This window comes from Delftia sp. WSY_22, from assembly GCF_043104185.1.
GTDB classification, from domain to species: Bacteria; Pseudomonadota; Gammaproteobacteria; order Burkholderiales; family Burkholderiaceae_C; genus Comamonas; species Comamonas tsuruhatensis.
The window spans coordinates 635,640-659,799 of record NZ_JBICKN010000006.1; the positions used below are offsets into that span (position 1 = coordinate 635,640).

The following is a 24,160-nucleotide window of genomic DNA, read 5'->3' on the forward strand; positions in this document are numbered from 1 at the left end:
ACCCCGGAGCACCACACAGATGAGCGACACCCAGCAACGCATCGACCAACTGGTCAAAAGCAACAACATCCTGCTGTTCATGAAGGGCAGCGCCAGCTTTCCCATGTGCGGTTTCTCGGGCCGCGCCATCCAGATTCTCAAGGCCTGCGGCGTGGAGACCAAGGACATCTCCACCGTCAACGTGCTCGAGGACCAGGAAATCCGCCAGGGCATCAAGGACTACAGCAACTGGCCCACGATCCCCCAGCTCTACGTGCAGGGCGAGTTCATCGGCGGCTCGGACATCATGATGGAGATGTACGAATCCGGCGAGTTGCAGCAGTTGCTGGCACCCAAGGCCTGAGTTCGAAGGCTTGCGACTCGCGCGCAGCAACCCGCCTGCGCCCGCTGCTGCGCAAAATCAAGCCACCTTCGGGTGGCTTTTTTTCGCCCGTGCCGGACTGCCAGCGCACTGCCCGGGCATGCCACAAGGCCAGGGGCATGTGATGTGTGGTCGAATGGACACATCTTTCACATCCGGAAAACCGCGCCTGCGCCCGCTTCTCCGCCTTGCCTATGAGTCTGTCCCAAAGTCTGCTGTTGATCGTCGCACTGATACTGACCAGTGCCTTCTTTTCCGTGGCCGAGATCTCGCTGGCCGCCTCGCGGCGCCTGCGGCTTCGGCAGATGGCGGAGGACGGGGAGCCACGCGCCGAACAGGTCATGAAGATGCAGGCCCAGCCGGGCGAGTACTTCACGGTCACGCAGATTGGGCTGAATGCCGTCGCCATCCTGGGCGGCGTGGTGGGCGAAGGGGCATTGACGCCCTATCTGGCCGAATTGCTCATGCTCTGGCTGCCCGAGAGCCGGGCACAGACCGTGGGCTTTCTGCTCTCGTTCGCCACCGTCACCTCGCTGTTCATCCTCTTTGCCGACCTGCTGCCCAAGCGCCTGAGCATGGCCGAGCCCGAAGCCCTGGCCATCCGCGTGCTGCGCCCCATGCTCTGGTGCATGGCCGTGCTCAAGCCCCTGGTCTGGTGCTTCAACCACCTGGCGGACGCCGTTGCCAAGCTCTTAGGCCTGCCCACGGTGCGCGACGACCGCATCACGCACGAAGACATCCTGGCCATGACCGAAGCTGGCGCGCGCGCCGGCGTGCTGGCCGCGAAGGAGCAGCAGGTGATCGCCAACCTGTTCGAGCTGGACTCGCGCACCATCGGCTCGGCCATGACGCAGCGCGACCGCATCGCCTACTTCCACCGTGACGACCCCGACGAACTGATCCGGGTCCGCATTGCCGAAGAACCTTTTTCCACCTACCCCGTCTGCGATGGCGACATCGACCACATCGTCGGCTATGTCGATGCCAAGGACCTGTTCCAGCGCGCGCTGAACAACCAGCCCCTGTCGCTCATGGACGACTCCCTGGTCCACAAGGTGCTGGTCGTGCCGGACCGCCTGACGCTGGCCGAGGTGCTGGAGCAGTTTCGCCAGGTGCATGAGGACTTTGCCGTCATCGTCAACGAATACAGCCTGGTGGTCGGCGTGGTCACGCTCAATGACGTGATGAGCACGGTGATGGGCGGCCTGGTCAGCCCGGGCGACGAGGAGCAGATCCTGCGCCGCGACGAGAACTCCTGGCTGATCGACGGCGTCACGCCGGTCGAGGATGTGATGCAGGCCCTGGAACTCGACGAGCTGCCCCACGCCGAGGACTACGAGACCCTGGGCGGCTTCCTCATGGTGATGCTGCGCCGCATTCCCAGGCGCACCGACACCGTGCAATGGGGCGGCTACCGTTTCGAGGTCATGGACGTGGACAGCTACCGCATCGACCAGGTGCTGGTCACGCGCATGTCCGCCAGCAGCCCGGCCGCGCCGCCCAACGCCGGCGACACGGCAGCGGCCGTGGCCAAGGTGTCCAGCATGTCGTCGGAGACGTCGTCCTGACGGACAACGCAGAACAGCAGCCGCGAAGCCGCTCGGCGGCGCTGCGCGGCCCTCAAGCCGAGCGCGAGGGCTCTATCTCCCAGCGCCGCTGCGCAGCGAACACCGCATTCGGGTACTGGGGCTGTCCCCGGCTGCCGTTGTAGCGGCCCAGCGCCATGTAGGCATCGCCTTTTTCGCGGTCCAGATAGTGGCGCAGGATCACGCAGCCAAAGCGCAGATTGGTCTGCATGTGAAACAGCTTGCCGATGTCTCCATCGCCGATCAGCCGCATCCAGAACGGCATGATCTGCATGTAGCCGCGTGCACCCACGCTGGAGATGGCGAACTTGCGGAACGCGCTCTCCACCTGCACCAGCCCCATCACCAGAGAGACTTCCAGGCCGGCACGCTTGGACTCGTACCAGACGGTTTGCAGGAACTCCAGCCTCGTCGCCAGCTCCGGCTTGCGCGAACGCAGGCGCTCGCTGCTGGCCGTGAGCCAGCGAAGGTAGTCCAGCCGGGCCTCGGTGGAGGCAAAGCGCAGCTCGGGCGGCGCCGATCCCGTGACGGCGGAACTCAGCGCAGTGCGCACCGAATCGGCCAGCGGCTCCTCCAGCTGGCCACCGGCCCAGGCGGGCGCGGCCACCGCGCCCAGCAAGGGCGCAGCACCCAGCGAAGCCGCCAGGCGCAGGCAATCGCGGCGCGCTATCACGGGGGCCTGGCTCACAGACCCAGCCTCTGCTTGAGATGGCCCAGCACATCGGCAGCGGCCATCTTGGTCGCTTCCGTGTCGCGGCGATGCTGGTACTCGACCTGGCCTTCCTTGAGGCCCCGGTCGGACAGCACCACGCGGTGCGGCACGCCAATCAGCTCCCAGTCGGCAAACATGGCGCCCGGACGTTCGCCACGATCGTCCAGGATCACGTCCACACCCAGTGCCAGCAATTCGGCATGCAGCTTCTCGGCAGCTTCCTTCACGGGTTCGCTGCGGTCCATGCCGATGGGGCAGACCACCACGGTGAAGGGCGCAATCGCGTCGGGCCAGATGATGCCGCGCTCGTCATGGTTCTGCTCGATGGCTGCAGCGGGCAGGCGCGTCACGCCAATGCCGTAGCAGCCCATTTCAAACAGCGAGGGCTTGCCGTTCTCGGCCAGGAAGGTGGCGTTCATGGCCTGGGAGTACTTGGTACCCAGGTAGAACACATGGCCCACTTCGATGCCACGCTCGATGGCCAGCTCGCCCGCACCATCAGGAGACTTGTCGCCAGCCACCACGTTGCGCAGGTCGGCCACCACATCAGGCTCGGGCAGGTCGCGGCCGAAGTTCACGCCGGTGATGTGGAAGTCGGCCTCGTTCGCGCCGCAGACCCAGTCGGCCATCACGGCCACCTCGCGGTCCACGACCAGCTTCACGGGCTGCTTCAGGCCGATGGGCCCCAGATAGCCGGGCTGGCAGCCGAAGTGCTCCTCGATTTCGGCCACAGTGGCAAAGCGGAAGCCCACGTCCAGGCCCGGCACCTTGGCCACCTTGATCTCGTTCATTTCATGATCACCGCGCAGCAGCAGCAGCCAGATCTGGCTGCCTGCCACCTCGCCCTTGTCGTCGAGCTTGTCGGTGGCCAGCACCAGGGACTTCACCGTCTGCGACAGCGGCAGGCCCAGCTGGGCTGCGACAGATTCGCAGGTGCTGTTGCCGGGCGTCGCCACCTTGGTCATCGCCTGGGCCGCAGCGGGACGGGGGCCCGCAGGCGCCAGGGCCTCGGCCTTTTCGATATTGGCGGCATAGTCGCTGCTTGGGCAGTAGACGATGGCGTCCTCGCCCGTGGAAGCGATGACCTGGAATTCCTCGCTCAGATCGCCGCCGATGGCACCGCTGTCTGCACGCACGGCACGGTACTGCAGGCCGAAGCGGTCGAAGATGCGCTTGTAGGCCGCGCGCATGGTCTGGTAGCTGACCTGGGCCGCATCACGGTCCTTGTCGAAGGAATAGGCGTCCTTCATGATGAACTCGCGGCCACGCATCAGGCCAAAGCGCGGGCGGCGCTCGTCGCGGAACTTGGTCTGGATCTGGTAGAAATTCTTGGGCAGCTGCTTGTAGCTCTTGAGCTCCTGGCGCGCAATGTCCGTCACCACCTCTTCGCTGGTGGGCTGGATCACGAAGTCGCGGCCATGGCGGTCCTTGATGCGCAGCAGCTCGGGGCCCATCTTCTCGAAGCGGCCGGTCTCCTCCCACATCTCTGCAGGCTGGACCACGGGCATGGTCACTTCCACTGCACCGGCACGGTTCATTTCCTCGCGCACGATGGCCTCGACCTTGCGGATCACGCGCAGCCCCATGGGCATGTAGTTGTAGATGCCTGCACCCAGCTTCTTGATCAGGCCGGCCCGCGTCATGAGCTTGTGGCTGACCACTTCGGCGTCGGCCGGAGCTTCCTTGAGGGTGGAGATGAAAAATTGGGAGGCTTTCATGGATCAGGGGCTTCGCGGGAATCGGGGCAGCGTGCTTGCCGCTGGCAAGGCACCGTGCATAATGGACACAATTCAGAAAATTGGGGTTCGATTATGCTTGACCGGGACGGATTTCGCCCGAACGTCGGCATCATCCTGCTCAACCAAAAGAACCAGGTGTTCTGGGGCAAACGCATCCGCACCCACAGCTGGCAGTTTCCACAGGGCGGCATTGACCGGGGGGAGACACCCGAACAGGCCATGTTCCGGGAACTGCATGAGGAAGTGGGGTTGATGCCCAACCACGTTCGCGTGGTCGCCCGCACCCGGGACTGGTTGCGCTACGAGGTGCCAGACCGGTACATCCGCCGCGATGCGCGCGGACACTACAAAGGCCAGAAGCAGATCTGGTATTTGCTGCAGCTCATGGGTCACGACTGGGATCTGAACCTGCGTGCCACCGACCACCCCGAATTCGACGCCTGGCGCTGGAATGACTACTGGGTGCCATTGGACGTGGTGGTGGAGTTCAAGCGCGGCGTCTATGAGATGGCCCTGACCGAGCTGGCCCGGTTCCTGCCGCGCGGCGAACAGCAACGCAACCGTTATCTGCGCAGCGGCATGCGCCCCAGGGAAGCCCATGAACAGGGTCCTGAGACATACACTGCGCCGGGTTTGCATCCAGCACGCTCAGGCAGCTTTCGCGTCAATCCCGGCATGGAGTTGCCGCCTGGCGCCTGTTTCGATCCTGATCCACAGTCGGGGCAGCAAGCCCTGCAACCCGATCCAGGCAAGGCCTGAAACCGGGCCAGAGCCATACGCAAAAGCGCACCCGAGGGTGCGCTTTTTCTTGGCCTTGAGGGTCTGGCGCCTCAGTGCCCCGCAATCACCATGTTGTCGCGGTGCACCATCTCCGGGCCTGCGGAATAGCCCAGCAGGCGCTCGATCTCCACCGAGCTTTTGCGACACAGCAGCCGCGCCTCGGCACTTGCATAGTTGGCCAGCCCACGCGCCACCTCAATACCCAGGGCATCGCGCACCGCGATCACATCGCCACGGGCGAACTCGCCATCCACATTCACCATGCCGATGGGCAGCAGGCTCTTGCCTTCGTCGCGCAGCTTGGCCACGGCGCCAGCATCCACGGACACGGAGCCGCGCAGTTGCAGATGGTCTGCAATCCACTGTTTGCGCGCCTGGTTCTTGTGCGTCTGCGCCAGGAGCAGCGTGCCGATGGACTCGCCTGCCGCCAGACGCACCAGCACGTCCTGCTCACGCCCCCAGGCGATGACGGTTGAAGCACCCGAGCCCGCCGCGCGCTTGGCCGCGAGGATCTTGGTGATCATCCCGCCCTTGCCAATGGACGAGCCCGCGCCTCCGGCCATCTCCTCCAGCGCCGGGTCGCCGGCATTGGCCACATCGATGAAACGCGCATCGGGATTGCTGCGCGGGTCGGCGCTGTAAAGGCCTCGCTGATCGGTCAGGATGACCAGGGCATCGGCCTCGATCAGATTGGCAACCAAAGCGCCCAAGGTATCGTTGTCACCGAACTTGATCTCGTCGTTGACCACGGTGTCGTTCTCGTTGATCACCGGCACGATGCCCAGCTCCAGCAGCGTCAGCAAAGTGTTGCGCGCGTTGAGATAGCGCTCGCGGTCCGCGAGGTCGGCATGCGTGAGCAGCACCTGCGCACTGCCCATGCCCTGTTCGCGCAACTTGGACTCGTACATCTGTATCAGGCCCATCTGCCCCACGGCCGCAGCGGCCTGCAGTTCATGAATCTCCTTGGGCCGTGCAATCCAGCCCAGACGCTTCATGCCTTCGGCCACCGCGCCGCTGGAGACCATGATTACCTCGCGCCGCCGGCCTCCATGGCTTTCATCCCCGCGCACCAGGGCCGCCAGCTGGCGGCTCCATTCCTGGATCGCGGCCTCATCAAGACCGCGACCTTCATTGGTCACCAGGCTGGAGCCGACCTTGACCACGATGCGATGGGCATCACGCAACAAGTTGGAAGACATGGATGGATAGTGATTCTTGCAGCGCAGGTCGAGGCAGACCCCGCCGCTGTTGTGATCAAGGCAATGGGTGGGACAGGCCGCTCTTACTCGGAATCGCGGGGAGCAAAACGCGGGTCGGTGAGATCCACGCCATCACCCTCGAGTTCGACGAAGCGTGGGTCGATTTCCTTGGGACCGGCCTCGATCTGCTGCTGTTCATGCACATGCTTGTAGATGGTGCGGATCAGCACTTCGCAGCCTTCGCGCGTCAGGGCGGAAATCTCGAACACCGGACCCTTCCACTTGAAGCGCTTGACGAAGTCCTTGACGCGTGCGGCGCGCTCCTCGGCCGGCACCATGTCCAGCTTGTTGAGCACCAGCCAGCGCGGCTTGTTGTACAGCTCGGCATCGTACTTCTGCAACTCGCCCACGATGGCCTTGGCCTGGGCCACAGGATCCACGCTGTCATCGAACGGCGCCAGGTCCACCACATGCAGCAGCAATCGGGTGCGCTGCAGGTGACGCAGGAACTGGTGGCCCAGGCCGGCACCTTCCGACGCGCCTTCGATCAGCCCGGGGATATCGGCCACCACAAAGCTTTGCTCGGCGGCAACACGAACCACGCCCAGATTGGGATGCAGCGTGGTGAACGGATAGTCGGCAATCTTGGGACGCGCATTGGAGACTGCGGCGATGAAGGTGGATTTGCCCGCATTGGGCATGCCCAGCAGACCCACGTCGGCCAGAACCTTGAGCTCCAGCTTGAGGTTCTTGCGCTCACCGGGCCAGCCAGGCGTCTTTTGCCGTGGCGCGCGGTTGATGGCGCTCTTGAAGCGCAGGTTGCCGTAGCCGCCATCCCCGCCCTTGGCAATGGTCACCACCTCGCCGGGCGTCAACAGTTCGTAGAGCACCTCCCCGGTTTCGGCATCGCTGATGATGGTGCCAACCGGCATGCGCAGCGTGATGTCGTTGCCTGCGGCACCGAACATGTCCGAGCCCTTGCCGTGCTCGCCGCGCGTGGCATCGTGGCGACGCGAGAAGCGGTAGTCCACCAGGGTGTTGAGATTGACGTCGGCCACCGCGTAGACATGGCCTCCACGGCCGCCATCTCCTCCATCGGGACCACCGAATTCCTTGTATTTTTCGTGCCGGAATGACACGCAGCCATTGCCGCCATCACCGGCAGCAATGTCGATATAAGCTTCGTCGACGAACTTCATGAGGCATCCAGTTTACAAAAAGCAGTGTGCACCAGACAGCCCCAGGCCACACCTCAGAGACGGAAAAGGGGACGAGCGCACGATGCACCGCCCTCCTGAAACGACAAAGCCCCGACAGGTCGGGGCTTCGAGCGTCGAAGTGACAGAGCTTAGGCAGCCGTCACGTTGACCGTGTGCTTGGACAGTGCACCCTTGACAGCAAACGACACGTGGCCGTCCACCAGAGCGTACAGGGTGTGGTCCTTGCCCACGCCGACGTTGTCGCCGGGGTGGAACTTGGTGCCACGTTGGCGCACGATGATCGAGCCGGCGGTGATCAACTCACCACCAAAAGCCTTCACGCCGAGCATTTTGGGCTTGGAATCGCGCCCGTTTCGCGTAGAGCCGCCGCCTTTTTTCTGTGCCATGACTCAGCTCCTGGATTAAGCAGCGATCGCCACGATCTGCAGCTCGGTGAACTGCTGGCGATGGCCTTGGCGCTTCTGATAATGCTTACGACGGCGCATCTTGAAGATGTGCACTTTGTCGTGCTTGCCGTGAGCAACCACGGTTGCCTTGACAGACGCACCGGACACCAGAGGTGTGCCGACCTTGATTTCAGCGCCGTTGCCGACTGCCAGAACCTGATCGATCACAACTTCTTGGCCTACGTCCGCAGCAATCTGTTCTACCTTGATCTTTTCGCCAGCTGCAACGCGATACTGCTTGCCGCCGGTTTTTATGACTGCGTACATTTAAACCTCTTGAATTTGAGAGTTCCGCGAACGAATTTCCACGGAAGCCGGAGATTCTAGCACGCACTCACATTCCTTGCATGAAGCGCTCCCCTCCTTCGCCCAAACAACCGCCAGAGCGGGTCGCAGGCAGGGTCGCTCTTCCTATAATTGACGCTCCACTTGGCGCCCGCAGTACCTTGACCACAGCTCTCTCCACCCCCAATCCGCTTGCCCTGATCACTGACGACATGCGCGAGGTGGATCATGTGATTGCCCAGCGCCTGACGACCACCGTCCCGCTGATTGCCCAGATCTCCCAGTACATCATCGCTGCAGGCGGCAAGCGCCTGCGGCCCGCCCTGCTGCTCATGGTCTGCAATGCATTGGGATACGAAGGCAAGGACAGGCATGTCCTGGCTGCCGTGGTCGAACTGATTCATACAGCCACCCTGCTGCACGACGACGTCGTGGATGAATCCACGCTGCGTCGCGGCCGCCCGACGGCCAACGAGACCTTCGGCAATCCGGCCAGCGTGCTGGTCGGCGACTTCCTGCACTCGCGCTCCTTCCAGATGATGGTGGAAGTCGGCAGCATGCGCGTGCTCAAGATCCTCTCGGATGCCACCAACGTGATCGCCGAGGGCGAGGTCCAGCAGCTGATCAACACGCACGATGCCTCGCTGGACGAAGCCGGCTACCTGCACGTCATCCGCTCCAAGACCGCCCAGCTCTTCGAGGCCAGCGCCCAGCTGGGCGCCGTGCTGGCCGACGCGCCCCGCGAAATCGAGCAGGCCTGCGCCAGCTATGGCCAGGCGCTGGGCACGGCCTTCCAGATCATTGACGACGTACTCGACTACGCAGGCGATGCCCAGGAAATGGGCAAGAACCTGGGCGATGACCTGCGCGAAGGCAAATGCACCCTCCCCCTGATTGCCGCCATGCAACGCGGCACGCCTGAGCAGGCCGCCATCGTGCGCGCCGCCATCGAACAGGGCTCCACCGAGCAACTGACCGCTGTAGTGGATATCGTGCGCAGCACAGGTGCGCTGGACGTGGCACGCGAGGCCGCACATGCCGAGGCACGCCGCGCCATCGACGCAATAAATGTGCTCCCAAGCAATTTGCATACGGCAAGTTTGCTACAATTGGCGTCTCAGCTTTTGGAGCGACGCACCTGATTCAGGCTGCTCGCTTTTTCTACAAAAGCAACGGGGTGTAGCTTAGCCTGGTAGAGCGCTACGTTCGGGACGTAGAGGCCGGAGGTTCGAATCCTCTCACCCCGACCATCTGGTCATTCCATCTCCATCACACCATTGCGCCAGGTTCAAGACCCAGGCGTGTAACAGTGTGTCTGGCATTCCAAGTGCTCAGTGATGATAGGATAAATGTCCTTTCCTCTCACACGTCTTGCTACATGGCTGTTGCTGACTCCTCGCTCAAGAATGCATCCGCTGTCGCATCGCTTCCCGGCATCGGGCGGGCCTTGATTTCAGCAGGCAAGGTATCGCAACAGGCAGCGGAAGCGGCTGCCGGCAAGGCCGCCACCAATCGCACCTCGTTCATTGCAGAACTGAGCGTCGCCGGCACCCTCTCTGCCCTGGAAGTGGCGGAGACGGTTTCCACCATGTTCAGCGCGCCGCTGCTCGATCTTGATGCGGTCGACGCCATGCGCCTGCCGCAGGATCTGCTGGACGCCAAGATCATCAGCACCTATCGCGTCCTGCCTCTGAGCAAGCGCGGCAACCGCCTCACGGTGGCCACCGCCGACCCGACGCAGCAGGAAGCCGCCGAGCAGATCAAGTTCACCACCCAGTTGGGCGTGGACTGGATCATCGTCGAGGCCGACAAGCTGGAGCGGCTGATCGCGCAGCAGAACAAAAGCGCCAGCGAGGCCATGGACAGCTATGGCGGCAGCGGCGACTTCGAGTTCGGCGACCTCAAGCCTGATGAGGTGGCAGAGGAAAAGGACAACTCGGCCGCAGCAGACGTCGAAGATGCGCCCATCGTCAAGTTCCTGCACAAAATGCTGCTCGACGCCTTCAACATGCGCGCGTCGGACTTGCATTTCGAACCCTACGAGCACCAGTACCGCGTGCGCTTTCGCATTGACGGCGAGTTGCGTGAAATTGCATCGCCGCCCATTGCCATCAAGGAGAAGCTGGCCTCGCGCATCAAGGTGATCTCGCGCATGGACATCTCGGAAAAGCGTGTCCCGCAGGACGGGCGCATGAAGCTCAAGGTCGGCCCGGACCGCGTCATCGACTTTCGCGTCAGCACGCTGCCCACGCTTTTCGGCGAGAAGATCGTGATCCGTATCCTGGACCCGAGCTCGGCCAGGATGGGCATCGACGCCCTGGGCTATGAACCCGAGGAGAAGGCACGCCTGCTTGAAGCCATCAGCCGCCCCTACGGAATGATTCTGGTCACAGGCCCCACCGGCTCTGGCAAGACAGTGTCGCTGTACACCTGCCTGAACCTGCTGAACAAGGCCGGCGTGAACATCGCCACGGCGGAAGATCCTTCGGAAATCAACCTGCCCGGCGTCAACCAGGTCAATGTGAACGAAAAGGCCGGCCTCACCTTTGCCACTGCGCTCAAGGCTTTTCTACGCCAGGATCCCGACATCATCATGGTCGGTGAAATCCGCGATCTGGAAACCGCCGACATCTCGATCAAGGCAGCGCAAACCGGCCACTTGGTGCTGTCAACGCTGCACACCAATGACGCACCGACCACGTTGACGCGCATGCGCAACATGGGCATTGCGCCCTTCAACATCGCATCGAGCGTGATCCTGATCACCGCCCAGCGCCTGGCCAGGCGCCTGTGCCCTCAATGCAAGGAGCCGGCTGACATTCCGCGGGAGGCCCTGATCGATGCAGGCTACGACGATGCGGACATTGACGGCAGCTGGGTCACCTACAGGCCCGTCGGCTGTCCGGCATGCAACAACGGCTACAAGGGCCGCGTAGGCATCTATCAGGTGATGCCTATCAGCGAGGAAATCCAGCGCATCATCCTGCAGGACGGCAGTGCGCTGGAGATCGCCGCACAGGCCAAGCGCGAAGGCGTGCGGTCGCTGCGTGGCTCGGGTTTGCACAAGGCCAGACAGGGACTGACCTCGCTCGAAGAAGTGCTGGCAGTCACCAATGAGTAAATAGCGCGGACAGCGCAGACAACAAACGAGGGAGCACGATGGCCACAGCCGCGTCCAAGGGAATCAAGGAATTTGTCTTCGAATGGGAAGGCAAGGATCGCAACGGCAAGATCATCCGAGGCGAGACCCGGGCCGGGGGCATCAACCAGGTCCAGGCCATGCTGCGCCGCCAGGGCGTGCTGCCCAGCAAGATCAAGAAGCGCCGCACACGCGGGGGCAAGAGGATCAAGCCCAAGGACATTGCGCTGTTCACCCGCCAGATGGCAACGATGATGAAGGCGGGCGTCCCGCTGCTTCAGGCCTTCGACATTGTCGGACGGGGCAACACCAACCCCAGCGTGACGCGCCTTCTGGCCGATATTCGCGCCGACGTGGAGACCGGCACCTCGCTGAACGCGGCCTATCGCAAGCACCCCATGTACTTCGATAGCCTCTACTGCAATCTGGTGGAGGCGGGCGAAGCGGCCGGTATCCTGGAAGCCCTGCTGGACCGCCTGGCCACGTACATGGAGAAGACCGAGGCCATCAAGTCCAAGATCAAATCGGCGCTGATGTACCCGATCTCGGTCATCGTCGTGGCCTTCATCGTCGTGACCATCATCATGATTTTCGTGATCCCGGCCTTCAAGGAAGTGTTCAGTTCGTTCGGCGCCGACCTGCCGGCGCCGACGCTGTTCGTTATGGGCATCAGCGATGTCTTTGTCCAATGGTGGTGGTTGATCTTCGGCGTGATTGGCGGCGGTCTCTACTTCTTCATGCAGGCCTGGAAGCGCAACGAGCGCATGCAGCAATTCATGGACCGTACGCTGCTGAAGGTGCCGGTCTTTGGCGTGCTGATCGAGAAATCCTGCGTCGCACGCTGGACGCGCACGCTGTCGACCATGTTTGCCGCGGGCGTCCCATTGGTCGAGGCACTGGATTCTGTCGGCGGCGCATCCGGCAATGCCGTGTATGCCAATGCCACGGAAAAGATCCAGCAGGAAGTCTCCACCGGCACCAGTCTCACCGTGGCCATGACCAATGCCAATGTCTTTCCGTCCATGGTGCTGCAGATGTGCGCCATCGGCGAGGAATCCGGCTCCATCGACCATATGCTGGGCAAGGCGGCCGATTTCTATGAAGAAGAGGTCGATGACATGGTGGCTGGCCTGTCCAGCCTGATGGAGCCCATCATCATTGTTTTCCTGGGCACCCTCATCGGCGGCATCGTGGTTTCGATGTATCTGCCCATCTTCAAGCTGGGCCAGGTGGTCTGATGGTTTTGGAACTCTGGATGCAGGCTGCATTGGGCGGCCTGCTGGGCCTGTTGGTTGGCAGCTTTCTCAACGTGGTGGTGCATAGGCTGCCCCGCATGATGGAACAGCAATGGAATGCGGAATGCGCCCAATGGGCGCAAGAGAAATCTTCATCCTCCGCCACGCCATCGCCCGCCACAGCGCCGCCGCCTGCCGAGGCGCCCCTGAGCCTGAGCCGCCCCCGCTCGCGCTGCCCGCATTGCGGCCATGCCATCCACTGGTACGAGAATATTCCCGTGCTCAGTTATCTGGCGCTGCGAGGCCGGTGCTCCGAATGCAAGGCGTCGATCAGCATCCGCTATCCGCTGGTGGAATTGGCCTGCGCCGCGCTGTTTGCCTACTGTGCGGCGCAATGGGGCATCACGCCCACAGGCGCTGCCTGGTGCCTTTTCAGTGCGGCCTTGCTGAGCCTGGCATTGATCGACTGGGACACCACACTGCTTCCCGACGACATCACCCTGCCCTTGCTGTGGGCCGGACTGCTGTCGTCGGCGCTGCACTGGACCGCCGTGCCTCTGGCCGACGCGGTATGGGGCGCTGCAGCGGGCTATCTCTCGCTGTGGCTGGTTTACTGGGCCTTCAAGCTGGCCACCGGCAAGGAAGGCATGGGCTACGGCGACTTCAAGCTGTTTGCCGCGCTGGGCGCCTGGTTCGGCTGGCAGGCACTCGTGCCCATCATCCTGATCTCGTCGGTGATTGGCGCCATCGTGGGCATCGCGTTGAAGATCAACAGCCGCCTGCGTGAGGGCGGCTATGTTCCCTTCGGCCCCTTTCTGGCGGGCGCCGGCTTTGCAGCCATGGTGTTCGGACCGCAGCAGATGCTGCAATCCCTATTGGCGGCCTTGGGCCTTTGATTCAACACTGCGGCATGGCCCCCAGCATCGCCCCGCCCTTGCTTGCACGCCCGTTTCGGCTGGGCCTGACGGGCGGCATTGGCAGCGGCAAGAGCACCGTCGCAGCGCAACTGGGCTTGCGCGGAGCGGCCGTGATCGATGCCGACCAGATCTCTCGCAGCCTCACCGCCCCCGAAGGTGCTGCTCTGCCCGAGATAGCGCGCGTCTTCGGGCCCGAACTGATTGATGCCAGCGGCGCCCTGGACCGCACGCGCATGCGCGAACTGGTCTTTCAGCAGCCCTCGGCACGACAGCAGCTGGAGGCCATCGTCCATCCCCTCGTGGCGCAGCAGACGGCCCGGCAAGTGGAGCAGGCCACAGTGGCTGGGTGCCGACTCATCGTGCATGACATTCCCTTGCTCGTGGAGTCCGGCCGCTGGCCTGCCATGCTTGATGCGGTGCTGGTCGTTGACTGCCGCACCGAAACGCAGATCGCTCGCGTGATCGCGCGCAACGGATTGCCACGCGAGGCGGTGCAGGCCATCATCTCGGCCCAGGCCACACGTGCGGCACGGCTGGCAGCCGCCGACTGGGTGCTCTACAACGACGAGGCCATGACGATAGAGGCTTTGCGCGCATGCACCGATCGAATCTCTGCATGGTTCGGGCTATGATGCACGCCATGGCTTGGCCTGTGCGTGTAATTCAGCATGTGCACGACGTAGACAGCTGATTCCTGTGCACCCCGAGGAGCCCAGCAAGCGTGATCCTGTACGAATATCCTTTCAATGAGCGCCTGAGGACCTACCTCCGGTTGGAACAGCTATATCGCCGCCTGAGCGAGTTGCTGTCGCGCGCTCATTCCATCGATCACCATTTTGCGCTGGTCACCATCTTCGAGATCATGGACGTGGCGGCACGTACCGACCTGAAGACGGACGTGCTCAAGGACCTTGAGCGCCACAAAAGCCTGCTCGACAGCCTGCGCGGCAATCCCGACATTGCCGAGCACATGCTTGACCAGGTCTCACGCCATGTGGAGCAGTGCTTTGCCCAGCTCAATGCCCAGAACGGCAAGGCCGGCCAGACCCTGACTGAAAACGAGTGGCTGATGGCCGTGCGCAGCCGCATCGGCATCCCCGGCGGCACCTGCGGCTTCGACCTTCCGGCCTATCACGCCTGGCAGTTCCATGATCCCCAGATACGCCTGCGCGATCTGGAGGACTGGGCCAGCACCCTGACCCCGCTGGGTCAGTCGCTGCAATTGCTGCTCAAGCTGCTGCGCGAAACCGGCGTGCCGCAATGGGTGGCTGCCGAAAAAGGCGTGTTCCAGCAGGCCATGCCGCCCGGCCGCAGCTTTCAGCTGCTGCGCCTGCGCATAGACCCGTCGTTGAATCTGGTTCCGGAGATCAGCGGCAACCGCCTACTGGTTTCGGTGCGCCTGCTCCGCCCCGAGAACGGCGCCAAGCCTCAACCCTGCAGCGAAGATGCCTCGTTCGAGGTCACGCTTTGCAGCTGATGGACAAGACGGCCGACATGCCCTCGAGCGCCCCCGCCCCCCAGCCCGCCAGCCTCTCTTCTGCCGGCCCCACGGTGCGCTGCCCGACCTGTGCAGGCCCCAGCCTGTTCGCACCAGCCAACCGTTTCCGCCCCTTCTGCAGCGAACGCTGCCGCCAGATCGACCTGGGCGCATGGGCCAATGAGGAATTCCGCGTGCCTGCACCGATGCCGCCCGAGGATGCGCCCTTCGGCGATCCTCGCACCGAGCCTTGATCAGGCCCGATCAGGCTTTCGGCTGGCCTGCCTCGTAGAACCCGGCATCGAAAGGCAGCCCGCGTTCCTCGCTCAGCCACTGCAGCACCGGATAGGCACCTGGCAGCACCGGATGCACCTGCAGCGGAAGTTGCTGCCAGGCCATCTGCTGGCCTTCACGCATCTCGAACTCCCCGCTCCAGCGCGTGACCTTGCACCAGTGCAGGCGCACCAGGGCATGCGGATAGTCATGCTCGGTCACCTTCCAGACTTCAGCGGCCGCGATCTCTACGCCCAGTTCCTCTTGCATCTCGCGGCGCAAGGCCTGCTCCACGGTCTCACCGGCTTCGATCTTGCCGCCCGGAAACTCCCAGTAGCCTGCATACGGCTTGCCCGGCGGACGGCTGGTGATCAGCAACGCGCCATCGGACTCGCGAAGCAGCACGCCAACGGCGACTTCGGTGTGCTTGCGCCGCACTGGCGCCTGCGACTCGGCCGCCTCAGCGCGGGCCTTGGGGGAGATTTCTTTTTCAGTCACTTGATCTTTCGCAAAAAAGTCTGCCCAGCCCAGGGCCAGGCAGCAGGTGCTCAGAGTTCAGCCTCTTCAGCCAACCCCTGGACATCGGCGATGCCGGTCTGGCGCTGACTCGGGCGCTCGGCACGGCCCGCATAGTCGCGCGCAAACTGGTGGGCCACGCGACCGCTGCGTGAACCGCGCTCCAGCGCCCAGACCAGGGCCTCCGGGCGTGCCGCCTCGATCGTGGCCTGGTCCAGGCCCAGGGCCTCCAGCCACTGTGCCACCACGCGCAGGTACTCGTCCTGGCTGAACGGGTAGAAGCTCACCCACAGGCCGAAACGCTCGGACAGCGAGATTTTTTCCTCGATCACCTCTCCGGGATGCAGCTCCCCATCCTCGCCGCGCTGGTAGGTCAGATTCTCGGACTGGTACTCCGGCAGCAGATGGCGGCGATTGCTGGTCGCATAGACCAGCACGTTCGGGCTGGCGGCGCTGACCGATCCATCCAGAATGGACTTCATGGCCTTGTAGCCAGGCTCGCCTTCCTCAAAGCTCAGATCGTCGCAATAGATGACGAACTTCTCGGGCCGGCCGGCCACCACATCGACGATGTCGGGCAGGTCGGTCAGATCGGCCTTGTCCACCTCGATCAGGCGCAGGCCCTGCGAAGCAAAAGCATGCAGGCAGGCACGGATCAGCGAGGATTTGCCCGTGCCGCGCGCGCCGGTGAGCAGCACGTTGTTGGCCGTGCGGCCGGTCACGAACTGCTCGGTGTTGCGCGCGATCTTGTCCTTTTGCACATCGATGTTCTGCAGGTCGGACAGCTGCATGGCGCCGACATGGCGCACGGGCTCCAGCAAACCGCAGCCGTTGGCGCGCTTGCGATAGCGCCAGGCGATGGCGGTATTCCAGTCTGCGGGGGATTGCAGCGGCTGGGGCAGGATGGCCTCGATGCGCTGCATCAGTTGCTCGGCGCGCTGCACGAGTTGCAGCAAGGGGGCGGCGACGGCTTCTGTGGGCAATGTCATGGATGTCTCTCGAATACGGATCTCACGGCCACCGACGCTGGATATGCCCGGGAATCGAGATGGATCTCATGCCAACGCCAGAGCTTTTGCGCGCCGGCCGCCATTGAAAGCTGGCAGCAGCCAGGCACAAGGCCTGCGGCTGCCGGCGGCACGGTGGGTGGAGAGTCAGGAGCGGTAGTCGGCGTTGATGCTCACGTAGTCGTGGCTCAGATCGCAGGTCCACACGGTCTGCTCGGCCTGCCCTCGGCCCAGTAGCACGCGCACGATGATCTCCTGCTGCTTCATCACGCGCTGGCCGTCTTCCTCCTGATAGGCAGGGTTGCGGCCGCCATTGACTGCGACATGCACATCGTTCAGGTACAGGTCGATCTTGGTCTGGTCCAGATCGTCGATGCTAGCATAGCCCACCGCCGCAAGGATGCGGCCCAGGTTCGGATCGCTGGCAAAGAACGCCGTCTTGACCAGGGGTGAATGCGCGATGGAATAGGCCACGAGGCGGCACTCAGCCTCGGTCTTGCCGCCCTCCACCTTGACGGTGATGAACTTGGTGGCGCCTTCGCCGTCGCGCACGATGGCCTGGGCCAGCAGGCGCGACACATCCAGCAATGCAGCCTTCAGGGCCTGGCCTTCGGCACTGGTCAGCGAAGTGATCTGCGCATTGCCGGCCTTGTGCGTGGCGACCAACACAAAGGAATCGTTGGTCGATGTGTCGCCGTCGATGGTCACGCGGTTGAACGATCCGTCGGCCAGCTCCTTGACCAGAGGCTGCAACAGTTCAGGTGCGATGGCGGCGTCGGTGGCCAGAAAGCCCAGCATGGTCGCCATGTTGGGGCGAATCATGCCCGCACCCTTGCTGATGCCGGTAATGCTCACGCGCTTGCCGCCAATGTCCACGGCGCGGCTGAAGGCCTTGGGCAGGGTGTCGGTGGTCATGATGCCTTCGGCGGCCGTGCCCCAGTTGTCGGCCTTGGCTGCTGCGATGGCAGCTGGCAGGCCGGCGGCGATGCGATCCACGGGCAGCTCTTCCATGATCACGCCAGTGGAGAACGGCAGGATCTGCTCGGGCTTGAGCTGCAGCAGCGCAGCCAGATCCGCACAGGTGCGGCGCGCGCGCGCCAGTCCGTCAGCGCCGGTGCCGGCATTGGCATTGCCTGTGTTGATGACCATGGCACGGATGGCGCCGGACGTCTGGGCCAGGTGCTCGCGGCTGACCTGCACGGGCGCTGCGCAGAAACGGTTCTGCGTGAACACACCCGCCACCGAAGCGCCCTCGTCGAGCAGGAACACGGACAGGTCCTTGCGGTTGGCCTTGCGCACACCGGCTTCGGTGACGCCGATGCGAACGCCGTTGATCGCCAACAGGTCGGCGTGCACGGGAGCGGAGAGATTCACAGGCATTGAGGGGCTTCCTACAGTGAAAGAAAAACGCGCTCCATTATCGGAACAAACCGGGGCGGCACGTATTTCATCGACCTTAAAAAAGAAAACGGCACGGAGTGCATCCGTGCCGTTTTCCGTGTCTTGCGGCGTCTTACGACGCCGGCCGCATCACGACAGCTTGCCGTGGCACTGCTTGTACTTCTTGCCGCTGCCGCAGGGGCAGGGATCATTGCGGCCCACGCGAGCGCCTTCGGGCAACTCCAGCGGCTCGTCTTCGAGGGAGCCACCGATGTCGCCATCCGAGGGAGCGCCATAGGTCATGTGCTCCAGGCTGTGGGCGCTGCGCTGCTCCATGGCCTCGGTGGCCTGCTCCACCTGTTCGCGCGACTGCACCTGCACGGTCATCAGCACGCGCGTGACTTCGGTCTTGACCTGGTCGATGAGCTGGCGGAACAGCTCGAAAGCCTCGCGCTTGTATTCCTGCTTGGGCTGCTTCTGGGCATAGCCACGCAGGTGGATGCCCTGGCGCAGATAGTCCAGCGCGGACAGGTGGTCACGCCAGTTGGTATCAAAGCTTTGCAGCAGCACGGCGCGCTGGAATTGAGTGAAGTTCTCGCGTCCGATCAGCTCGACCTTGGCCTCGAACACTTCACGGGCAGCCTGCAGCACCTTCTCGAGGATCTCCTCGTCGGTGATGGCATGCGCGGACTGCACTTGCGATTGCAGCGGCAGCTGGATGCGCCATTCGCTTTCCAGCGCCTTTTCCAGGCCGGCCAGATCCCATTGCTCTTCCATGGACTCGGCGGGCACGTACTGGCGCACCAGGTCGGACACCACGTCATCGCGCATCACCGTGATCATCTCGTGCAGGTCCGAGGCGTCGAGGATCTCGTTGCGCTGCTGGTAGATCACCTTGCGCTGGTCGTTGGACACGTCGTCGTATTCGAGCAGCTGCTTGCGGATGTCGAAGTTGCGGGCCTCGACCTTGCGCTGAGCGCCTTCGATGGAGCGGGTCACGATGCCGGCTTCGATGGCTTCGCCATCGGGCATCTTCAGGCGGTCCATGATGGCGCGCACACGGTCGCCCGCGAAGATGCGCATCAGCGCATCGTCCAGGCTCAGGTAAAAGCGCGAGGAGCCGGGGTCGCCCTGGCGGCCCGAACGGCCACGCAGCTGGTTGTCGATACGGCGAGATTCGTGGCGCTCCGTGGCGATGATGCGCAGGCCACCCAGGGCCGAAACCTTGTCATGCTCGATCTTCCAGTCGGCGCGCATCTGTTCGATGCGCTGCTGGCGTTCGGCTTCGGACAGGGATTCATCGGCCTCGACAGCCGCAACCTGCTTTTCGATGTTGCCGCCCAGCACGATGTCGGTACCACGACCGGCCATGTTGGTGGCGATGGTGATCATGCCGGGACGGCCGGCCTGGGCCACGATGTCGGCCTCGCGCTCGTGCTGCTTGGCGTTGAGCACCTGGTGGGGCAGGTTTTCCTTGTTGAGCAGCTCGTCGATGATTTCCGAGTTCTCGATCGAGGTCGTACCCACCAGCACGGGCTGGCCGCGCTCATGGCATTCGCGGATGTCGCGGATCGCCGCCTCGTACTTCTCGCGCGTGGTCTTGTAGACGCGGTCGAGCTGGTCGTCGCGCTTGCTGGGACGGTTGGGCGGAATCACCACGGTTTCGAGGCCGTAGATTTCCTGGAATTCGTAGGCTTCGGTATCGGCCGTACCCGTCATGCCCGCCAGCTTGCCGTAGAGACGGAAGTAGTTCTGGAAGGTGATCGAGGCCATGGTCTGGTTCTCGGCCTGGATGGTCACGCCTTCCTTGGCCTCGACAGCCTGGTGCAGGCCATCGCTCCAGCGCCGGCCCGCCATCAGGCGGCCCGTGAACTCGTCAACGATGACGATCTCGCCGTTCTGCACCACGTAGTGCTGGTCACGGTGGTAGAGATTGTTGGCGCGCAGCGCCGCATACAGATGGTGGACCAGGGTGATGTTGGCCGGGTCGTAGAGCGAGGCGCCCTCGGCAATCATGCCGGCATGGCCCAGCAGGCGCTCGGCGGCTTCGTAGCCCTGGTCGGTCAGGAATACCTGGTGGCTCTTTTCGTCCACCGTGAAGTCGCCGGGCTTGGTCACGCCTTCGCCCGTGCGGGGATCAGCCTCGCCTTCCTGGCGCACCAGGTTGGGCACGATCTTGTTCATGGCCACGTACATGGCCGTGTGGTCCTCGGCCTGACCGCTGATGATCAGCGGCGTGCGGGCCTCATCGATCAGGATGGAGTCCACCTCGTCGACGATGGCGTAGTTGAGCACGCGCTGAACGCGGTCGCCCGACTCGTAGACCATGTTGTCGCGCAGGTAGTCGAAGCCGTATTCGTTGTTCGTACCGTAGGTGATGTCGCTGTTGTAGGCGGCCTGCTTTTCCTCGCGCGGCATGTTGGGCAGGTTGATGCCCACCGACAGGCCGAGGAAGTTGTACAGCTTGGCCATCCAGGTGGCATCGCGGTTGGCCAGATAGTCGTTCACCGTCACCACGTGCACGCCATTGCCCGACAGTGCGTTCAGGTAGACCGGCAGCGTGGCGGTCAGCGTCTTGCCTTCGCCGGTGCGCATTTCCGCGATCTTGCCGTAGTGCAGTGCCATGCCGCCCAGCAACTGGACGTCGAAGTGGCGCATCTTCATGACACGCTTGGACCCTTCGCGCACCACGGCGAAGGCTTCGGGCAGCAGGTCGTCCAGCGACTCTCCCTTGGCCACACGCTCCTTGAATTCCTGCGTCTTTGCGCGCAGATCCTCGTCGCTGAGCTTCTCGTAGTCGGGCTCCATCGCATTGATGCGAACGACCGTCTTGCGGTATTGCTTGAGAAGCCGATCGTTTCGGCTGCCGAATAGTTTGGTGAGGAAGTTGGTGGCCATGCGAAAAAGACACACCGCCACCCGCTGAAGCGGACTGCGGTGTGCCTGGAATCCCTAGATTGTTGGATTTCAGATGGGGCCGCTCCACCTGCCTGCAAGTACCCTGCTGGAGAACACATGCGGCCGGGCTGAAGCGAGAACCGAACAATTGATTCTAACTGTCTCTGTCCAACCCTCTTCCAGGCAGGCCGACGCATGCGGCCGCAGAGCCCTGAACCCGAATTCCCGGACCCGCGCCGCCCTGCAGATGCTGCTATAACGAGGGTCCCGGCTGGCGCATGCCTACGCTGCCTGACCAGCCTTCAAGCCCATGACCTTCACACGCCGCAATCACGCCGTCACCGCCCTGCACGCTGTCGAGAACTCGCCGACACTGGCCCGGCTCGCCCAGCTCACACGCGACTCCAGCAATCGCCTGACGGCCATCCTGCCCCTGGTGCCACCGCTGCTGCGCGACAGCCTGCAGGCAGGCCCCATCGAGGGCAGCACCTGGTGCCTGCTGGTGCGCAACAACGCGGCAGCGGCCAAGATACGCCAGCTGCTGCCGGCCATGGCCGCCCACTTGCGCACCAAGGGCTGGGATGTGGCCGAGATCCGCCTCAAGGTCCAGGCCTGACCGGCCACTGAAGAGCGGCTGCCGGAATCGGGGCACGGAAATGAAAAAAGGCCTCCTGAGGAGACCTTCTGGTGCCGGTTGTCGGATTCGAACTGACGACCTACCGCTTACAAGGCGGGTGCTCTACCAACTGAGCTAAACCGGCGAAGCACGCATTCTAGCGCAGAAAAATGCTGCTTCGGACTTTCCCGATGGAGCCAAGCACGCTTGCGGGAGCAACGGCATGCGCGCCGATGCGAAAAACCTACTTGACCAGCTTCAGCGAAGGCCGCGTGCCCGAAGGCGGCGGCGTGCGCGGGGGCTCTTCGTCATCACCTTCGCTGTGGATGCTCACCAGCTGCACCACGCGCTCGTCGGATGCAGGCTCGGCCGGCACCTCAGCGGCGGCGTCCTGTGGCACAGGCTCATCGGACTCCTGCCCGGGCGAAACATCGTTGTCGGCTTCGGCCTCGGGCTCCGGCGCCGGGAAAGCCATGCCTTGCCCGGTCTCGCGTGCGTAGATGGCCATCACCTGCTCCACGGGCACCATGATTTCGCGGGGCTTGCCGCCAAAGCGGGCCGTGAAGCTGATGAAGTCATTGCCCATCTGCAGGCCGCTGGTGGCGTCGTAGCTGACGTTGAGCACGATCTCGCCGTCGCGCACGAACTCGCGCGGCACCTGCACATTGCGGTCCACACGCACGGCGATGTGGGGCGTGAAGCCGTTGTCGGTGCACCACTCGTACAGTGCCCGGATCAGGTAGGGGCGGGTGGAAGTTGCTTCGGGGGCAGTCATGACGATCCCAGGAAATGAGTGGTCTGAGTGGTCGGAACACGAAAACGGGCAGGATGGCGACCGGTTGACCGCCTTCCCTGCCCGCGCAATCAGTCGTCAACCGATGCGAATTACTTGCGCATCACCTTCTCGGAAGGCGTCAGCGCTTCGATGTAGGCAGGGCGCGAGAAGATGCGCTCGGCGTACTTGAGCAGCGGGGCGGCGTTCTTGGACACCTCGATGCCGTAGTAGTCCAGGCGCCACAGCAGCGGGGCGATGGCCACGTCCAGCATGGAGAAGTTCTCGCCCAGCATGTACTTGTTCTTGAGGAACACGGGAGCCAGCTGCGTCAGGCGGTCGCGGATGTGGGCGCGGGCCTTCTCGATGGCCTTTTCGTTGCCCTTGACGTTGCGCTCCTCGAGCGTGCTCACGTGGACGAACAGTTCCTTTTCGAAATTCAGCAGGAACAGGCGCACGCGGGCGCGGTCCACCGGGTCGCCGGGCATCAGCTGGGGATGCGGGAAGCGCTCGTCGATGTACTCGTTGATGATGTTCGATTCGTACAGGATCAGGTCGCGCTCGACCAGGATGGGCACCTGGCCGTACGGATTCATCACGCTGATGTCTTCAGGCTTGCTGAACAGGTCCACATCGCGGATCTCGAAGTCCATGCCTTTTTCGAACAGGACGAAGCGGCAACGGTGTGAAAAGGGGCAGGTCGTTCCCGAATAAAGCACCATCATGGTGGAGGCTCCTAAAAATCAAAAAGAGTGGGTCGCTCGCGGCGCCCACTCTGCACACAGTTCAGCCGCAGCAATTGCTTGCACGGCCTTCTGCAGTCACGGTTTTATTTGACGTCTTTCCAGAACGCGGCGTTGAGGCGCCATGCGATGAAGATGAAGACCGCCAGGAAAAGCAGCACACCCACGCCAATGCGGGTGCGGCTGTTCTGTGCCGGCTCACCCATCCATTGCAGGTAGTTCACCAGATCGCCAACTGCCTGATCGTACTGCACTGCGCTCATGCTGCCAGGAGAGACCTGCTCCCACCCCTTGAAAACCTGGGTCTTCACACCGTGCTCCTCGGCTTCTTCGAAGATAGCGCGGCGCTCGCCCTGCAGTTGCCACAGCGCATGGGGCATGCCCACGCTGGGGAAGGCCAGATTGTTCCAGCCCGTGGCCTTGGTGTCGTCGCGGTAGAAGGTGCGCAGGAAGGTGTAGAGGTAGTCGGCGCCCGTGCCGTTGTGGCCGGCACGCGAACGTGCGATCACCGTCAGGTCCGGAGGATTGGCGCCGAACCACTCCTTGGCTTCCTTGGGGTTGATGGCCGCCTTCATGGTCTCGCCGACCTTATCGGTGGTGAAAAGCAGGTTGTCCTTGATTTCCTGCTCGGTCAGCCCGATGTCCTGCAGCCGGTTGAAGCGCATGAATGCGGCCGAGTGGCAGCTCAGGCAGTAGTTGACGAACAGCTTGGCGCCGTTTTGCAGCGATGCCGTGTCATTCGTCTTGCCCGGGGCCTTGTCCCAGGCGATGCCGCCTTCGGCAGCCTGTGCACCGGTCACGATGCCCAGGGCCGCGATCAACGTGAGAATCAGTTTCTTCATTGTTGTTCTCTCCAGCT

General features: G+C 63.2%; 24 protein-coding genes and 2 tRNA genes. 12 read left to right on the plus strand and 14 right to left on the minus strand.

The annotated features are described in order from the left end of the window. Positions 1 to 19: 19 nt before the first annotated feature. Both grxD and ACF8NF_RS03480 read left to right on the plus strand, forming a co-directional pair. Entirely contained in the window at positions 20 to 343 is a 324-nt protein-coding gene (grxD, locus tag ACF8NF_RS03475) for a Grx4 family monothiol glutaredoxin (protein ID WP_012207276.1), read from the plus strand. 212 nt (positions 344 to 555) lie between these two features. Further along, complete coding sequence (locus tag ACF8NF_RS03480) at positions 556 to 1,929, plus strand: hemolysin family protein (protein WP_016445655.1); 1,374 nt, start codon at positions 556 to 558, stop codon at positions 1,927 to 1,929. A 52-nt stretch (positions 1,930 to 1,981) separates the two neighbouring features. On the opposite strand, the gene ACF8NF_RS03485 is transcribed toward ACF8NF_RS03480, so the two are convergent. After that, entirely contained in the window at positions 1,982 to 2,635 is a 654-nt protein-coding gene (locus ACF8NF_RS03485) for a lytic transglycosylase domain-containing protein (RefSeq protein ID WP_016451028.1), read from the minus strand. Further along, positions 2,632 to 4,377 carry a proline--tRNA ligase gene (locus ACF8NF_RS03490; protein ID WP_392450052.1) on the minus strand — a complete coding sequence of 582 codons (1,746 nt, stop codon included), beginning with the start codon at positions 4,375 to 4,377 and terminating at the stop codon, positions 2,632 to 2,634. Before ACF8NF_RS03490 ends, ACF8NF_RS03485 begins: the two co-directional genes overlap by 4 nt. Before the next feature lie 93 nt (positions 4,378 to 4,470). On the opposite strand from ACF8NF_RS03490, the gene ACF8NF_RS03495 reads away from it, so the two are divergent. Further along, on the plus strand, positions 4,471 to 5,157 hold the full coding sequence (locus ACF8NF_RS03495) for an RNA pyrophosphohydrolase (RefSeq protein WP_016445652.1): 687 nt from the start codon (positions 4,471 to 4,473) through the stop codon (positions 5,155 to 5,157). 71 nt (positions 5,158 to 5,228) lie between these two features. Here ACF8NF_RS03495 and proB read toward each other — a convergent pair whose 3' ends face one another. The 4 genes from proB to rplU all read right to left on the minus strand — a co-directional run bounded on the left by proB (position 5,229) and on the right by rplU (position 8,310). Then, on the minus strand, positions 5,229 to 6,377 hold the full coding sequence (gene proB, locus ACF8NF_RS03500; protein WP_016445651.1) for a glutamate 5-kinase: 1,149 nt from the start codon (positions 6,375 to 6,377) through the stop codon (positions 5,229 to 5,231). Between the two features lie 83 nt (positions 6,378 to 6,460). After that, positions 6,461 to 7,576, minus strand: coding sequence for an Obg family GTPase CgtA (gene cgtA, locus ACF8NF_RS03505; protein WP_392450053.1), 1,116 nt, complete (start codon positions 7,574 to 7,576; stop codon positions 6,461 to 6,463). Between the two features lie 149 nt (positions 7,577 to 7,725). Further along, a complete protein-coding gene (gene rpmA / locus ACF8NF_RS03510) occupies positions 7,726 to 7,983 on the minus strand; it encodes a 50S ribosomal protein L27 (RefSeq protein WP_012207283.1) in 258 nt (85 codons plus the stop codon). A 15-nt stretch (positions 7,984 to 7,998) separates the two neighbouring features. Next, a complete protein-coding gene (gene rplU / locus ACF8NF_RS03515) occupies positions 7,999 to 8,310 on the minus strand; it encodes a 50S ribosomal protein L21 (protein ID WP_012207284.1) in 312 nt (103 codons plus the stop codon). A gap of 230 nt (positions 8,311 to 8,540) precedes the next feature. On the opposite strand from rplU, the gene ACF8NF_RS03520 reads away from it, so the two are divergent. The 8 genes from ACF8NF_RS03520 to ACF8NF_RS03555 all read left to right on the plus strand — a co-directional run bounded on the left by ACF8NF_RS03520 (position 8,541) and on the right by ACF8NF_RS03555 (position 15,350). Next, on the plus strand, positions 8,541 to 9,470 hold the full coding sequence (locus ACF8NF_RS03520) for a polyprenyl synthetase family protein (RefSeq protein WP_043789750.1): 930 nt from the start codon (positions 8,541 to 8,543) through the stop codon (positions 9,468 to 9,470). 31 nt (positions 9,471 to 9,501) lie between these two features. Beyond that, positions 9,502 to 9,578: transfer RNA gene (locus ACF8NF_RS03525), tRNA-Pro, on the plus strand. A gap of 128 nt (positions 9,579 to 9,706) precedes the next feature. Next, complete coding sequence (pilB, locus tag ACF8NF_RS03530) at positions 9,707 to 11,449, plus strand: type IV-A pilus assembly ATPase PilB (RefSeq protein WP_034364744.1); 1,743 nt, start codon at positions 9,707 to 9,709, stop codon at positions 11,447 to 11,449. Between the two features lie 38 nt (positions 11,450 to 11,487). Then, a complete protein-coding gene (locus ACF8NF_RS03535; protein WP_017405526.1) occupies positions 11,488 to 12,705 on the plus strand; it encodes a type II secretion system F family protein in 1,218 nt (405 codons plus the stop codon). After that, positions 12,705 to 13,598, plus strand: a complete 894-nt coding sequence (locus ACF8NF_RS03540) for an A24 family peptidase (RefSeq protein ID WP_154833621.1) — start codon at positions 12,705 to 12,707, stop codon at positions 13,596 to 13,598. Before ACF8NF_RS03535 ends, ACF8NF_RS03540 begins: the two co-directional genes overlap by 1 nt. Positions 13,599 to 13,612: 14 nt before the next feature. After that, a complete protein-coding gene (gene coaE, locus ACF8NF_RS03545; RefSeq protein ID WP_154833620.1) occupies positions 13,613 to 14,251 on the plus strand; it encodes a dephospho-CoA kinase in 639 nt (212 codons plus the stop codon). Between the two features lie 89 nt (positions 14,252 to 14,340). Continuing rightward, positions 14,341 to 15,096, plus strand: a complete 756-nt coding sequence (gene zapD, locus ACF8NF_RS03550) for a cell division protein ZapD (RefSeq protein WP_016445607.1) — start codon at positions 14,341 to 14,343, stop codon at positions 15,094 to 15,096. Then, positions 15,096 to 15,350, plus strand: coding sequence for a DNA gyrase inhibitor YacG (locus ACF8NF_RS03555; protein WP_016451023.1), 255 nt, complete (start codon positions 15,096 to 15,098; stop codon positions 15,348 to 15,350). Before zapD ends, ACF8NF_RS03555 begins: the two co-directional genes overlap by 1 nt. A 10-nt stretch (positions 15,351 to 15,360) precedes the next feature. On the opposite strand, the gene ACF8NF_RS03560 is transcribed toward ACF8NF_RS03555, so the two are convergent. The 4 genes from ACF8NF_RS03560 to secA form a co-directional block, all read right to left on the minus strand. After that, on the minus strand, positions 15,361 to 15,867 hold the full coding sequence (locus ACF8NF_RS03560) for a (deoxy)nucleoside triphosphate pyrophosphohydrolase (protein ID WP_016445605.1): 507 nt from the start codon (positions 15,865 to 15,867) through the stop codon (positions 15,361 to 15,363). Between the two features lie 50 nt (positions 15,868 to 15,917). Then, complete coding sequence (locus ACF8NF_RS03565; protein WP_154833619.1) at positions 15,918 to 16,874, minus strand: ATP-binding protein; 957 nt, start codon at positions 16,872 to 16,874, stop codon at positions 15,918 to 15,920. 165 nt (positions 16,875 to 17,039) lie between these two features. After that, positions 17,040 to 18,272, minus strand: coding sequence for a bifunctional glutamate N-acetyltransferase/amino-acid acetyltransferase ArgJ (gene argJ, locus ACF8NF_RS03570; RefSeq protein ID WP_016445603.1), 1,233 nt, complete (start codon positions 18,270 to 18,272; stop codon positions 17,040 to 17,042). 150 nt (positions 18,273 to 18,422) lie between these two features. Next, on the minus strand, positions 18,423 to 21,170 hold the full coding sequence (gene secA, locus ACF8NF_RS03575) for a preprotein translocase subunit SecA (protein WP_154833618.1): 2,748 nt from the start codon (positions 21,168 to 21,170) through the stop codon (positions 18,423 to 18,425). A 310-nt stretch (positions 21,171 to 21,480) separates the two neighbouring features. Here secA and ACF8NF_RS03580 point away from each other — a divergent pair, with 310 nt between their 5' ends. Next, positions 21,481 to 21,786: a hypothetical protein gene (locus ACF8NF_RS03580; protein WP_016445601.1), complete on the plus strand. Its 306-nt coding sequence runs from the start codon at positions 21,481 to 21,483 to the stop codon at positions 21,784 to 21,786. 69 nt (positions 21,787 to 21,855) lie between these two features. Here the strand turns inward: ACF8NF_RS03580 and ACF8NF_RS03585 are convergent. From ACF8NF_RS03585 to ACF8NF_RS03600, 4 genes are all read right to left on the minus strand, one after another. Continuing rightward, positions 21,856 to 21,931, minus strand: a tRNA-Thr gene (locus tag ACF8NF_RS03585). A gap of 99 nt (positions 21,932 to 22,030) precedes the next feature. Continuing rightward, positions 22,031 to 22,561, minus strand: a complete 531-nt coding sequence (locus tag ACF8NF_RS03590) for a ClpXP protease specificity-enhancing factor (protein ID WP_016445600.1) — start codon at positions 22,559 to 22,561, stop codon at positions 22,031 to 22,033. A 110-nt stretch (positions 22,562 to 22,671) separates the two neighbouring features. Beyond that, positions 22,672 to 23,283, minus strand: coding sequence for a glutathione S-transferase N-terminal domain-containing protein (locus tag ACF8NF_RS03595; RefSeq protein ID WP_012207298.1), 612 nt, complete (start codon positions 23,281 to 23,283; stop codon positions 22,672 to 22,674). 104 nt (positions 23,284 to 23,387) lie between these two features. Continuing rightward, entirely contained in the window at positions 23,388 to 24,143 is a 756-nt protein-coding gene (locus ACF8NF_RS03600; RefSeq protein WP_016445599.1) for a cytochrome c1, read from the minus strand. Between the last annotated feature and the right edge of the window lie 17 nt (positions 24,144 to 24,160).